The sequence below is a fragment of the Arcobacter acticola genome (assembly GCF_013177675.1).
Lineage (GTDB): Bacteria > Campylobacterota > Campylobacteria > Campylobacterales > Arcobacteraceae > Aliarcobacter > Aliarcobacter acticola.
Genome location: NZ_CP042652.1, coordinates 2,270,753 through 2,283,929, shown reverse-complemented (window position 1 = coordinate 2,283,929; position 13,177 = coordinate 2,270,753). Strand labels below are relative to the sequence as shown.

Annotated in this window: 12 protein-coding genes and 1 tRNA gene; 8 read left to right on the top strand and 5 right to left on the bottom strand. The window is 25.6% G+C overall.

Features of this window, described 5'->3' with window-relative positions:
- Window positions 1–7 precede the first annotated feature (7 nt).
- Window positions 8–421 carry a hypothetical protein gene (locus AACT_RS11675; RefSeq protein WP_172127097.1) on the top strand — a complete coding sequence of 138 codons (414 nt, stop codon included), beginning with the start codon at window positions 8–10 and terminating at the stop codon, window positions 419–421.
- Window positions 422–429: 8 nt separating this feature from the next.
- Here the strand turns inward: AACT_RS11675 and AACT_RS11670 are convergent, their stop codons facing one another.
- Window positions 430–2,316, bottom strand: a complete 1,887-nt coding sequence (locus tag AACT_RS11670; protein WP_172127096.1) for a mechanosensitive ion channel family protein — start codon at window positions 2,314–2,316, stop codon at window positions 430–432.
- Between the two features lie 163 nt (window positions 2,317–2,479).
- Here AACT_RS11670 and AACT_RS11665 point away from each other — a divergent pair, with 163 nt between their 5' ends.
- The 4 genes from AACT_RS11665 to AACT_RS11650 are packed head-to-tail and all read left to right on the top strand — an operon-like array spanning window position 2,480 to window position 4,988.
- Window positions 2,480–2,965, top strand: a complete 486-nt coding sequence (locus AACT_RS11665) for a hypothetical protein (RefSeq protein WP_172127095.1) — start codon at window positions 2,480–2,482, stop codon at window positions 2,963–2,965.
- A 59-nt stretch (window positions 2,966–3,024) separates the two neighbouring features.
- A complete protein-coding gene (locus tag AACT_RS11660) occupies window positions 3,025–4,056 on the top strand; it encodes an esterase/lipase family protein (protein ID WP_172127094.1) in 1,032 nt (343 codons plus the stop codon).
- Window positions 4,049–4,684: a hypothetical protein gene (locus tag AACT_RS11655; protein WP_172127092.1), complete on the top strand. Its 636-nt coding sequence runs from the start codon at window positions 4,049–4,051 to the stop codon at window positions 4,682–4,684. Before AACT_RS11660 ends, AACT_RS11655 begins: the two co-directional genes overlap by 8 nt.
- Before the next feature lie 4 nt (window positions 4,685–4,688).
- Complete coding sequence (locus AACT_RS11650; protein ID WP_172127090.1) at window positions 4,689–4,988, top strand: nucleotidyltransferase domain-containing protein; 300 nt, start codon at window positions 4,689–4,691, stop codon at window positions 4,986–4,988.
- A 156-nt stretch (window positions 4,989–5,144) separates the two neighbouring features.
- Here AACT_RS11650 and AACT_RS11645 read toward each other — a convergent pair.
- The 3 genes from AACT_RS11645 to AACT_RS11635 all read right to left on the bottom strand — a co-directional run bounded on the left by AACT_RS11645 (window position 5,145) and on the right by AACT_RS11635 (window position 7,916).
- Window positions 5,145–5,229: transfer RNA gene (locus AACT_RS11645), tRNA-Leu, on the bottom strand.
- Between the two features lie 117 nt (window positions 5,230–5,346).
- Window positions 5,347–7,470 (bottom strand): methyl-accepting chemotaxis protein, encoded by a 2,124-nt coding sequence (locus AACT_RS11640; RefSeq protein ID WP_172127088.1) that lies wholly within the window; start codon window positions 7,468–7,470, stop codon window positions 5,347–5,349.
- Between the two features lie 131 nt (window positions 7,471–7,601).
- On the bottom strand, window positions 7,602–7,916 hold the full coding sequence (locus AACT_RS11635; protein ID WP_108558306.1) for a F0F1 ATP synthase subunit C: 315 nt from the start codon (window positions 7,914–7,916) through the stop codon (window positions 7,602–7,604).
- A gap of 171 nt (window positions 7,917–8,087) precedes the next feature.
- Between AACT_RS11635 and AACT_RS11630 the strand changes: the two genes are divergently transcribed.
- Entirely contained in the window at window positions 8,088–10,169 is a 2,082-nt protein-coding gene (locus tag AACT_RS11630) for a translocation/assembly module TamB domain-containing protein (RefSeq protein ID WP_172127086.1), read from the top strand.
- Window positions 10,170–10,199: 30 nt separating this feature from the next.
- Here AACT_RS11630 and AACT_RS11625 read toward each other — a convergent pair whose 3' ends face one another.
- Window positions 10,200–10,898 (bottom strand): rhodanese-like domain-containing protein, encoded by a 699-nt coding sequence (locus AACT_RS11625; RefSeq protein ID WP_172127084.1) that lies wholly within the window; start codon window positions 10,896–10,898, stop codon window positions 10,200–10,202.
- A gap of 186 nt (window positions 10,899–11,084) precedes the next feature.
- On the opposite strand from AACT_RS11625, the gene AACT_RS11620 reads away from it, so the two are divergent.
- Together AACT_RS11620 and AACT_RS11615 are read left to right on the top strand one after the other, a co-directional pair.
- Window positions 11,085–12,437, top strand: a complete 1,353-nt coding sequence (locus AACT_RS11620) for an imelysin family protein (protein ID WP_172127083.1) — start codon at window positions 11,085–11,087, stop codon at window positions 12,435–12,437.
- On the top strand, window positions 12,406–13,050 hold the full coding sequence (locus AACT_RS11615; protein ID WP_228720484.1) for a di-heme oxidoredictase family protein: 645 nt from the start codon (window positions 12,406–12,408) through the stop codon (window positions 13,048–13,050). The genes AACT_RS11620 and AACT_RS11615 overlap by 32 nt, the downstream gene beginning before the upstream one ends.
- Window positions 13,051–13,177 lie beyond the last annotated feature (127 nt).

Below are 13,177 nucleotides of genomic sequence, written 5' to 3'. Positions count from 1 at the left end.
ATATGTGATGTTTAAACAAGTTAAATCTGCACTTTTTTGGTACTATTTATTTAAATTCAGAAGAAGGGTAATCTTAATTGTTTTACTTTTGATTATTGCATTATTTGCAAATGCTATATATTCAGATGTTGTTGAGTATTTAAAATTAAAAGATAAATTAGCTTTTTTAGAAATAGCACTTATTTCAAAATGGCTAATAATAGTGTTTAATATAGTTTTTTCTGTTTATTTACTTTTAACTATGTTTAAAAAAGAAGAAGAGATAAACTCTAAGAAAGATTCAAAAAAAGATTTTAAGAAAGAGCAAAAAAAAGAAACAAAAGTTGAAGAGAAAAAAGAGGAGAAATTTACAGCTAGAGAAAAAGAGTTTTTGTATAAAAAAAAACTTAGAACTAAAGCTGATATATTACTTGAAAGATAGAAGACTTTCTAACTTAAGTCTTCTATTTTTTGCTCTTGTTTTAAATGTACAACTTGAGTAGGGTAAGCAAACTCACAATGGTTTTTCTCAACTAATCTAGCTATTTTTATCATTACATCTTCTTTTGTATCAAGCCAGTCTTCCCATACAGGACTTCTTGAGAAACAATAAACTAAGATATTTATAGATGTTGCTCCAAATTCATCAATATACACTAAAAGAGTATTTTTAATACCTTCTAAATCTTCTCTTTTTATTGCTTCAAAGGCTTTTGTTCTTGAAATATCTATATTTTTGTTTGAAGCAATATTTGGATGATTTAATAACATATCTAAGATATCATTTTTTAAACATACAATATCTGACATTTTATTTTCATATGTTACTCCAATACTCATTTTTATTCTTCTTCCTATTATTCTTTTTGACCAGTTTAAAATATGCGCATTTGCAATTTGAGTATTTGGAACAGTTATCATTGCATTATCAAATGTTCTAATTCTTGTTGTTCTCATTCTAATATCAACAACAGTTCCTTCAAAATCATCTGTTTTTATCCAATCACCTTGGGAAAATGAGTTATCTGTCATAATATTTAATGAAGCAAAGAAATTAGCAAGAGTATCTTTAGCAGCAAGCGCTATTGCAATACCCCCAACTCCCAGTGATGCAGCGATTGCTTTTACATCAATTCCAAGTTGGGTAAATAAAAAAAGAATTACAACTAAAATAAGTAGAACTTTGACAATCTTTAAAATAAAAACAATCATCTCTTTTCTTACATTTTGATATTTCTCAAGTAAGTTTTGAGCATAAATTGAAATACTATTATTTAGAATAGAATACATAGCCCATGTTAAAAGAGCCATATAAATTGTATTTATCCATGGCATTATCTGATTTATTAATGATTGGTCTTTTATTAAAATAAAAATAGAAATTTGTATTGAAAAAAGGTATAAACTATAAATCAAAGGGGAATTAATTGCCTCTTTTAAATAGTAAAGTACACTTTCTTCGGCTTCTTGATCATTTTTAAATAATATTTTTGAAATAAAATTTATTATTAAAGCAATTAAGTATCTATTTAATAATCTAAAAAATATGATAATTAAAAGTACAACAGAAGCTTCACCAATAGAAAAATTTAAGTGATAAGAAATGAGTGATGAAAAATAAGAAATTGATTTTATATTGTCAATTTTATTTATTATATATTTAAGATTAAATTCATCAATAAAGAAATTTGAAGCTCTAATCTTTTGCATATTTGAATATAAGTATTGAAGTACAAATAATTGAGTATGTTTTTGATTATATAACTCTATATAACTATCTATAAATTCTGTAGATACTTTAGAATCATTTTTTAATTCATTATTATAAATTAGTGTATAAGGATCAAGTTTAAACTTTTGTATTTTATTTATATTATTTTGTAAGATTTCTTCAAAGTATTTTTTATTTTTAAACTCTTGCTTTCCGATAATTATATCTTTTAGGGTATTTTCATAATAAGATTTTTCATCTAAATAAGCAACTTTTAATTCATCTCTTTGTGCAGCTAAAGTGTTATTTTGAATATTGTTTGCATTGATTTTATTTGTTAAAAATAAAATTTCATTTTCATAAAAACTTTTTTCAGGTAAGGATGTTAGATATGATTCATTATTTATATTAAGTATAACTTCATTAATTAATTTATTTTGAATATCTATTTGATTTTCTAAATTTTTTGTTGTATCTTCTGTAACTATTGTGGGTTCTATTGTTGGTTTTGTAACAGAGGTATCTTTACCTATTAATTTAATTGGAGTCTCTGGAATATTATCTGAGAATAAGAATATTGGAATTATTAAAATAGTTAATATTTTTAATAAAAGTTTTTGAAACATAGAGTTTTCCTTATGGATTTATTGCGAAAGCAATTATATAGTTATTAGGCTTATTGTATAAGTAAAAGCAAAAATCAAAATATGAAATAATCTAATTTCTATTATACTAAACTTATGTACTATCTTATTTTATGCTTAATAGTTTCATTTATACAAAATACAAATGAAAACATTAATTGAAAAATTAGAAAATAGAAAAAAAATAACAGGAAAAGCCCTTCAAGAACTTTTTGCACTGATTTTGGAACTTGAAAAAAATCTTGATAAAGATATAACTACTTCAGATACAAGTTGTAAAGTAAATATTAAAGCAGAAGATTATTTTTGTGGTAGTTGGCTGCAATCAGATGATAATTTCTCATTATGTATACTTGATGGAAAAATAACTATAAAAGATATATTTACAAGAACAAAAAAAGATGAAAATGGCGAAAAATATGAAACTAAAGTATCTCGATGTATTGATTATTTTTCAATTGATGAAGATTCAAATATTGTAAGAATTAATTTTACAGAATTTATTAAAGCTTTAGCGGAAGTGATGAAACTTGCAATTGAAGAATCTCAAAAAATAGATAATGATGCTCAAGAGTTTATTGACTTTTGTAAAAAGTGGAAAAAAGAAGAGTTTAATAAGCCTTTTTTATAGGACTGACTATGTATTATAATAGTTATTGAGAGTTAGATTAATTAATAAAAAGAGTATATGTGGAAAAATTAATATTATTTATACATGGTTTAGGTGGAACTAAAGAATCATTTGGTAATTTTAAACAGTTTATTAATGAAGATGAAGAATTGTCTTCTTGGGATGTTGCGTTCTATGAATATCCAACTAGTTTAATTCATGTACCTTATTTTAATAAATACCCTAAAATACAATCTTTAAGTAAAGATTTGGAAGGTGAAATTAATGCACACTTTTCTAATTATAATGAAATAGTGCTAGTTTGCCATAGTATGGGTGGACTTATTGCAAAAAAGTATTTAGTTGACAATTTGGAAATGATAAAGTTAAATGAAATAAAAGTAACTAAAGTAGTTTTGTATGCAACTCCTAATATAGGTTCTGATTTAGCATTTGGTGTATATTCTTTTCATCCACAAATAGCACAATTAAGAAAAAATAGCGATTTTTTAGAAGAATTAAATAAAAATTTTATTTCATCAAGTATATCTGAGTATATTGATTTTAATTATATTATAGGTAGTTTAGATAGAGTTGTAGATAGAGTAAGTGCAAGTGGATTATGGAATGAAGGATATAAAGAAATATCAGATAAAGCACACATGGGTAGTAATGGAATTGCAAAACCAAGAAATTCAAAGGATAGGACTTTTCTTGATTTAAAACAAATTCTTTTAGAGAATAAAAAGATTTCTTTAAATAGAAGAATAAAAAGAAAAGAATTATTTAATAATTTAGAACCTTATTTTAATGAAAATAAATCTATATTAAGTATTTATGGTCCAAATAATGATTATAAATATAATGCAGAAAGTGAAATTGCTCATGCATGGAAAGAAAAAATAGAAAGTTGTATCCTTCCTAATAATCATAAGATTATTGATTTATTTGAACAGAATTATTTTCTTTTAACTGATAGAGAAAAAGAAGAATTTCAGATTTATAAAGTTCATACTAAAGATTTTAATGCAAAACATACGGGGAAATCAGATTTTAATGGACAACAATTCCCTCGTGAAATATTAAATGTATTAAGGAGCCTGAATGAATAATTGGATAGTAAATTGGTGTCAAGAAAAGGTATCAAGTAATGATAATGTAGAGAGTATTGAAATTATAGATGATAATCATGTAGAAATTAGATGTCAGAATTCAGAGGTGTATAATGTAGCAGTCATCTCTGAATCATATATAACAATGGATTTAATAGAAAAAGTTATTAAAGATAATACACAATTTTTATTTAATATAAAAAAGGAACCGTTAATAGAGGGTGAAGTTTTAGCTTATGCAGAAGTAAAAAGATTTGGAATTGGTGGATTTGGAGATATTATGAGAGCTATTAATAATGAAAATTTAACAGAATATCAAAATCCAGAAACTAAATTTATTATGGAAGGATTAAAGCAACATACGAATGTATATAGTATAATAAGACTTGATAATAGAAGATATAAGGTTATAAAAATAGGATTTAAAGAAGATACAATATTAGCTCTAAATAATTATGATTTGACTGCTGAGAAAGTTAGAGAAGCTAAAAGTAAATATCGTACATTTGATGTAATTTTGGCTAGTAATCCTAATGCTAGAATTAGTAGTATTGCTAACGATGTTGCAAAAGAATTAGGATTAAAAATTTTAACTTGGAGACAATTATTAGGTAGATTGAATAGTTAATATTATGACTGTAGTTGGAATTTTAAAAGTTTTAAAAAGTTATTCATATTCCGATGATATATATTTATTTGGTTCTATTTTAAAAAATAAGAATGTAATTTATGATATAGATTTATTGATTTTATATGAATCTCAAGATGAGCTTCTAAAAAAGAAGAATGATTTAAATCAATTGTCAGTTTATTATCCTTTAGATATATACTATATGAGTTTGGATGAAGAAATAGAGTTAGATTTTATAAATAAAGTAGGTGCAGTACAACTTAAAGATATTAAAATAGGAAAATTTAAAGATATTAAATGATTAAGTAAAAACTTTTATGAATCATAGGTTTTACTATTATAATTAATTCTCTATTTTGGATGTTTTAAGTTGGAAATAGGTTGGAATTAATTTTTTGTTATGAATCTTAAAAAGTCTTCTAAATCCTATAAAATAGGGATTTAAAAAAAATCAATGTGGTGCGGATAGCGAGATTTGAACTCGCACACCCGTAGGGCACTACCACCTCAAGGTAGCGTGTCTACCGTTCCACCATATCCGCACATTATTTATAAGCATTTACTTCTAAGGCTTTAAAAATAAGGTTGAAATGTTACTATCATAATACTTCATCTAAGATTAAGTATTATGATGAGTTTTTTGTAAAAGAAGTTGAGATTTATTTGTTTCTAAACTCTTTTTCATTTACTGTTTCAAGAATTTTCTTTGCAATATTTGAGGTATTTATAGCAATATCTTGAGTTTGTGTGGCAATTGATGCATTGTTTTGTGTTTGTCTATCTAATCTATTTACTACATCATTTATTTGTTCTATACTTGTTTTTTGTTCATTTGAAGAGATTGAAATATCATGGATAACTTTCGTTGTTTTAGCTATATTTTCTTTTAGTTTTATATAACCATTTATCATATCATCTGCAATTTTTTTACCACTGTTAGTTTTATTTGTTGCATTTTCAACTAAATCTTTTATTTCACGTGCTGCTTCTGCACTTCGTGAAGCTAGATTTCGTACTTCTTGTGCAACTACTGCAAACCCACGTCCTGCTTCACCAGCAGTTGCTGCTTCTACGGCTGCATTTAAAGATAAGATATTTGTTTGAAAAGCAATTTGATCAATTACACTTATTGCATCTGCTATTGCTTTTGTTTGCTCATTTATTGAATCCATTGAATCAACTGTAATACTAGCTAGTTTTTGCCCTTCTTCTATTGAGCTTGATAGTTCTTTTGAATGACTTGCCATTGTTGAAATTCTTTGGGTATTATTTATTACTGTACTTGTAATTTCTTCTAAAGCAGCTGCTGTTTCTTCTAAAGATACAGCTGTTTCATTTGAAGATTTATTTAAAGTATTAACATTCTCTAATAAAACTTTTGAGCTTTTATCTAATGTTAATCCATTGTTTTTATTTTCTAATAGCATTTGGTTAATAATATTTGAAAGATTATTTAGTCCTTTTGCAACATTTCCACTTGGATTTGGAATTTCATCAACAAAGTTTAATTTAGCATATTTTTCAAGTGATAATAAAATCACATTTATATCTTCATTTACATTGTTCTTAATTGTGCCTATCATATCATTTAAGATATTTTTTAATTCATCTAAAGAAGTATTTGATGTTTTAGACATTATTTGAGAATTTAAATTACCTGATTTTACTTTATTTACAATCTCTTTAACTTCTTCAATTAGATTTCTATCTTGATCTAGATTTTTGGCAATTATTTCCATTTGTTTATCAATTTCTGCTGCCATATTTCCAAACTCATCATTTGTATTGATATTTAATTTATTAATATTTTTTTCTTCACCTTTTAAATATTTGAAGAAAAAGTTTAATCCATTTTCAAGAGTTTTTAGTGGAACTAAGATTTTAATAAGAGCAAAAAATAAAATAGTTAAAATAATAATAAGTAATATAAGATATAAAAACACTTCTTTTAATAAATTTTCATTGATTTTTTTTGATAATGTATTTTTATCTAATTGGATTACTAACTTCCAATTTGTGATAGGAATACTATTATAAGCAATTAGTTGTAAATTACCATTATCTAAAGCTTCTGCAAAATGTAAGCTATTGTCACTTTTAATTTGTTCATAAACTTTATTTTGGATATTAAACTGTTTATCATCTTTATGAACAATAGTCTTACCATTTTCATCAATAAGATATGCAAACCCTTCTTCATCAAGAGAAATATTTAAAATTGTACTTACAACTGTATCAAGAGAAATATCCGAACCAATAACCCCTACATTTTTTCCATCTTTTTTTATAGGAGCAGATACTGATATAACTAACTTTTTTGTTGAAAAATCAATATATGGTTCACTAACTCCTGCTTTATCTTCATCAATAGCTTTTTTATACCAAGGTCTAGCTCTTGAATCATAATCATGGGTTTGTGGTGTTCTGAAAGTTCCATCAAATTGTAAGAAATTACCATTTTCTTGAATTCCTAAATATAATCCAGAAAAATTACCTGCTAGATTTCCTAAACGTAATTTATTAACTATTTCACTATTTTTTACATCTAAAGGTAATGTAGATACTTCTTGAGCTACTGCTTCAACTATATCTATTTTAGACTGTAAATAATTATTAATTGATTTTGATGTTTCTTTTACTTGATTTAACTCTTTTTGTTTTATCAGATTATATTCTGAATTATAGTTATTATAGGCATTATAAAAACCCAATATAATAAATGAACATGAGATACTTATAAAAAGAAGTATTAATAATTTTGATTTTATACTATTTACTTGCATAGTAAATCCTTTTGATTAAACTAAAAGAATACTATAACATAAATTTAGAGTTAAAAAAGTGTCTAAAAAAAAAGGTCAAGAAGATAAACTTCTTGACCTTTCGAGTTTTATTAAATCTGTAGATTTAAAGATTACCCTAAAAATGGATTTGCATATAATGCAATCATAGCAACAACAAGTGCATAAATAACTTGTGCTTCGATCATCGCTAATGCAATGAACATAGTTGTCATTAATTTTCCACCTAAACCTGGGTTTCTAGCAGTACCAGCAATAGTTGCAGCAGCAGTATTACCCATACCAATAGCACCACCAAGTGCAGCAAGACCTAATCCAATTCCAGCAGCTACTACAGAGTAAGCTTTTAAAGTTTGGTTAGCAACTTCACCATCAGCAGCGAATGCAACAGCAGCAATAGCTAACATTAAAAGAACGATTTTTTTCATTCTAGATCCTTATATTTTATTAGTTTCAAAGTCCGTTCGGCTTGCGTATCCCTACTTAATACTTTGTGGCGATGATTATATATAACTTAAGCTAAAGAAAAGCTAAAATTTATAATTTAATTTTTTACGAAATTCTGTTATAATCATCTCAATTATTAAAAAAGGATACAAATGAAAAAGCTATTTTTATTTCTAACGATTATAATTATTCTTATAATAGGTTCAGTTTATGGGACTTTATTTACAAAATATGGTAACGGAATTATTGCTTCTTATATTGAAAACAAAGTAAATGATGGACAAGAAGATGTTAAATTAAAAGTAAATGATTTTAGATTAACTTTTAATACAATAAATTTTGATGCAAAAATAAATGATGATTCTCAAATACTAATCACAGGTGATTTAGCTATTTTCAAACAAAGTGTAGATTTAAAATATGACATTAAAATAAATGATTTAGCAACTTTAAAAAACCTAACAAAACAAGATTTAAAAGGACCATTTTCTACAAATGGAACATTTGTTGGAGATAAGAATAACGCAGTTATTCAAGGTTTTACAAATATTGCACTTAGTCAAACTGATTATCATGTAAATTTAGTTAATTTTGAGCCTAAAAATATAAATATAAATTTAAAAGATGCAAAAATTCAAGAGTTATTGAGCTTATTAAATAAACCTATTTATGCTACTGGTGATTTAAATATCACAGCTGATATAAAAAATATTGATGTTACAAACTTAGACGGTATTGTAAAAGCAAATATTTCAAAAGGTAAAATTAATAATGATGTAGTAAATAAAGAATTTAAACAATCAATTAATACTTCAATAAATATAGAAACAAATATAAATGCTTCTTTATTAGGAAAAAAAGTAGAAGTAAAATCAGAATTGATATCTTCAGTTGCTGATATATTTTTAGATAAAACTGTTATTGATTTAGAAAAAAATAAATCTTTTAGTGATTATAGAATTGATGTAAAAAATTTAAATAAGTTAGAAGGTGTTATTGGTAAAAAATTAAATGGAGACTTCTATACTTCTGGAAATATTTTTCTAGAAAATTCTAATATTTCAATTGCTGGTAATTCAAATATTTTTGAAAGTACAAGTACATATAATCTAAAACTAAAAGATTCAAATCTTGAAAATATAAATTTCAAAATAGAAGATGCAAAAATTGAAAAACTTCTTCATATGTTAAATGAACCTGTTTATGCAACAGGAAATTTAAATATTGATGGAGATATCAAAAATGCTAAGATTGAAACTTTAAATGGTTTGATAAATACAAAAATCACTGAAGGTAAAATAATAAATGAAGTTGTAAATACTGTTTTCAAACAAGAGATAAAAGATATAGTAACTTTTGATTTAAATGTTGATACTTCGTTGGTTCCAAATCAGGCTGTTTCAAAAGCTAGTTTAAATACAAATTTATTAGATTTAAATATAAATCAAGCAGTTTTTGATTTTAATGAAGCTTCTTTAAATAGTGATTACTTAGTAAAAATTGCTTCATTAACTAACTTAGTAGATTTTACAAAAACAAAATTAAGAGGAGCTATGGATATTAGTGGGAATATTCAAAGTAAAGAAAACTCTTTAATTGTTGATGGGAAATCAAGTATTTTAGGTGGAGCATTAAACTTTAATTTAAAGAATGATGATTTAAGTGCAACACTTAGTGATATTGGAATAAAAGAATTAACTTATATGTTATATCAACCAGAAATTTTTGATTCAAAAGGAACTTTCAAGGTAGACTATAATTTATTAGTTAAAAAAGGAACATTAAGTGGAAACCTTGTAAATGGGCATTTCCTAGAAAATGAATTTTCTACTTTAATTAACCAATTAGCAAAATTTGATTTAACAAAAGAGATTTATGAAACAGTTAGTATAAATAGTGATATTAATCAAAATATATTAACTTCAACTGTAAATATGAAAAGTGCAAATACTGAGATTGCAATCAATAACTCTGTTTTTGATACACAAAATAATACTATTGATGCAACATTAGAAGCAAAAATTAAAGAGACTTCATTTAATATTAATGTAAATGGAAATACTTCAAATCCTAAATTTTCATTTGATACAAAGGATTTATTAAAAAATGAAATTGATAAACAATTGGAAAAAAATAAAGATAAAATTGAAGAAAAAATAAATAAAGCTTTAGGTGGAAAACTTGAAGATGGTAAAGCTAATGAGCTTATTAAAAATCTAAAATCATTATTCTAAAAATAAAATATTATGAAATAGAGTTTTTCTCTATTTCATTTTTTTTGTTGTAGTTAAAGACATAGCACTCCAGTCTAACATCCCACCTCTATACCACATCATTTTATTTTCTGGGTAACCAAGTTTTAAAAGATAATCAATACTTTTTGAAGAAATAGGGCACCATGGGCCATTGCAAAAAAATACTACAGTTTTTGTATTTGTAAAATCAAATTTATTTTTTTCTATATCAACTATTTTTATACCTAAATTTGAATATGCTTTTTCAAATTCATCTTTAAAGTCTTCATCATAAACTAAATCTTCAAAGGGCACATTTAAAGCAGAAGGAATAGTTTCATCTTCAAACCATGAAAACTTTCTAGTATCAATTAAAGCATATTTATTTGGTTCTTTTGAAGACTTATTATAAATAAAGTCTAGTACTTCTATTTCTGCTAAGGTTTTGATTTTATCATTTATATAAAGAGGCTGAATCACTCCTTTTGTTGTTATAAAAGTTCTTTTACACTCTTTTGAAATATTGTCTTTAATATTTTCCCCACTAAAACTTTCAGGACTCATAGGTATATCCATACAGTTTTTATCTATATTCCTTTGTATTTTATAGTTTTCTTTTTTTCCATCTAAATAAGTATGTACAACATCAATTTCCATATATTGCAATGAAATAGGATTTACAGCATTTACATAAATAGAAATAAAAAGTATAAATAATAGCTTTTTCATTTTATTTTCCTTCTAATTAGTTTCAATAAGTATAAGTTTTAAAGCTTGAATTATTGATTAAAGTATAAATTTAAATATTGTTATGATAATTATTATCATTTTAAGAAAAATGAAAGTTTAGTTTTGGTTTAATTCCTTAATGATAATTAATATTAATATTGATATTAAAACAAAAAAAGGAAATAAATGATTAATTTAACTAAAAAGGTATTAGTATCGCTTTCTCTTGTAACAGCTCTTGCAATAAGTTCTAATGCAGCTTCAAATACACAAACTTCGAAATCAGAAGTAGTAAAAGGTGCTTCTATTTTAGATGCTTATTCAGATATTGCATTAGCAAATTATAGTGATGCTTTAAAAGATGCAAAATCTTTAAAAACAGCTATTGATGCTTTTGCAAAAAGCCCAACACAAGCAAATCTTGACAATGCAAAAAAGGCTTGGTTAACTTCAAGAGAGTCTTATGGTCAAACAGAAATCTTCAGACTTGCAAATGGACCAATTGATGCAGAAGATGGTTGGGTTGCAGAAGCTTATGGTGCATTAGAAGGGCAAATAAATGCTTGGCCACTTGATGAAAATATGATTGATTATACTATTGATGCAAATGGTGCTAAAACATCTGGAAATATTATTGACACTGTTGGTACTTTTAATCCAGGAGGAGAGGAATCAAGTGCTGTTGATGTAACAAAAATTACAGTTGATGCAATCTCTGCTTTAAATGAAAATGGTGGAGATGCAAATGTAGCATCTGGGTACCATGCAGTTGAGTTTTTATTATGGGGACAAGATCAAGATTATTCTAACTTCTTAAAAGATAGTGTAACTCCTGGAGCTATGACTGCTGGAAATAGAGCTTTAAGTGATTTTACAAGTGAAAAAAATGCAGATAGAAGACTAGCTTATTTACAAGCAGCAAGCCAAAAAGTTGTAAATGATTTAGAAGTAATCGCTAGTGCTTGGCAAAAAGAGATTAAAGGAAATGCTGGTTTATATCAAGCAGCTTTAAAAGGTCAATTAACAGGTGAAAATGCTTCTAAAAATATAAATTCAAATGACGCTTTAAAACAAATTATTGCAGGAATGGGTGTATTCGTAAAATCTGAACTTGCAAATGAAAGAATTGCAGTTGCTGTTTTAACTCCAAGTGAAGAAGATGAACACTCTTGTTTTTCTGATAATACACATAGAGACATAGCAACTAACTATTTAGGATTTAAAAATATTTTAACAGCTTCTTACAATGGTAAAAAATATGGTAAATCACTTTTAGATGCTGTTGATAAAGAAACAAAAACTAGAATTGAAAAATTAATGGTTTCAATTGAATCCAAAATTGCAAGTATTGATGAGGTTGCACGTACTAAAGAGCATTTTGATTATCAAATAAGACCTGAAAGTGCTCAATCAAAAGTGATTGTAAAACTAAAAAATGAACTTAGAAAACTAGGTGATGAGATGGTTAATGTTGCTGCTGCTAATAAAATAGATTTAAGTACTGATGATGTTACTGATCCTGAAGAAACAAAAATTTAATTTATTTAAAAAAACTATTATTCTAAAAAGCCTTGTAGCAATTTTTGCTACAGGGCTTTTTGCAGTTGATAGTAATAGTAAATTTTTATCAAGTGATAAAGATAGTTCTTTATTACTAAAACCTTTTCCTAGTTTAAATGATGAGCAGTATGATGAGTTTATTTTGGGAAGAAGTTTTTTTGTAATTCCTTGGGTTGAAGCTCCAAGTGTTACAACAGCAAGAGATGGATTAGGACCACTTTTTAATGCAAATACTTGTGTTTCTTGTCATCCTGCAAATGGAAGAGGAACGCTTTTTAATGAAAATGTAGAATCTAGATCTTTAGTTGTTCGATTATCTATTGATTCACCTAGTTTAATTAAGAGTGATTTACATAAGAGTTTATTAGAAAAAAAAGGTTTTATTCCAGAACCAAATTACGGAAGTCAATTGGCAATAAATGGTATTCATGGAGTTGATTTTGAAGGAAAAGTGAAAATTGATTTTGATGAAGTATTAGTAGATTTTCCTGATGGAGAAAAACAAATTTTATTAAAACCAAAATATTCTTTAGAAAATCTAAATTATGGTGCTTTACACAAAGATGCAAATATCTCATATGGGAACCTCTAAAAATACCTTTTAAAGCTCCCAACTTTTACTTTTTTTGATTTTTAAAAAATCTCAGCCCAATTCTAACTGAACTTTACTAAGAATTTTGTGGAAATCACCCTAATATTTTGGATATTTCATCCATTTC

What these genes read in the sequence shown, in the direction of transcription:
- AACT_RS11665 (WP_172127095.1), top strand. Translation starts at nt 2,480, where the DNA reads ATGAAAACATTAATTGAAAAATTAGAAAATAGAAAAAAAATAACAGGA.
- AACT_RS11615 (WP_228720484.1), top strand. Translation starts at nt 12,406, where the DNA reads ATGTTACTGATCCTGAAGAAACAAAAATTTAATTTATTTAAAAAAACT.
- AACT_RS11625 (WP_172127084.1), bottom strand. Translation starts at nt 10,898, where the DNA reads ATGAAAAAGCTATTATTTATACTTTTTATTTCTATTTATGTAAATGCT.
- AACT_RS11640 (WP_172127088.1), bottom strand. Translation starts at nt 7,470, where the DNA reads ATGCAAGTAAATAGTATAAAATCAAAATTATTAATACTTCTTTTTATA.
- AACT_RS11675 (WP_172127097.1), top strand. Translation starts at nt 8, where the DNA reads ATGTTTAAACAAGTTAAATCTGCACTTTTTTGGTACTATTTATTTAAA.
- AACT_RS11635 (WP_108558306.1), bottom strand. Translation starts at nt 7,916, where the DNA reads ATGAAAAAAATCGTTCTTTTAATGTTAGCTATTGCTGCTGTTGCATTC.
- AACT_RS11650 (WP_172127090.1), top strand. Translation starts at nt 4,689, where the DNA reads ATGACTGTAGTTGGAATTTTAAAAGTTTTAAAAAGTTATTCATATTCC.
- AACT_RS11620 (WP_172127083.1), top strand. Translation starts at nt 11,085, where the DNA reads ATGATTAATTTAACTAAAAAGGTATTAGTATCGCTTTCTCTTGTAACA.
- AACT_RS11630 (WP_172127086.1), top strand. Translation starts at nt 8,088, where the DNA reads ATGAAAAAGCTATTTTTATTTCTAACGATTATAATTATTCTTATAATA.
- AACT_RS11670 (WP_172127096.1), bottom strand. Translation starts at nt 2,316, where the DNA reads ATGTTTCAAAAACTTTTATTAAAAATATTAACTATTTTAATAATTCCA.
- AACT_RS11655 (WP_172127092.1), top strand. Translation starts at nt 4,049, where the DNA reads ATGAATAATTGGATAGTAAATTGGTGTCAAGAAAAGGTATCAAGTAAT.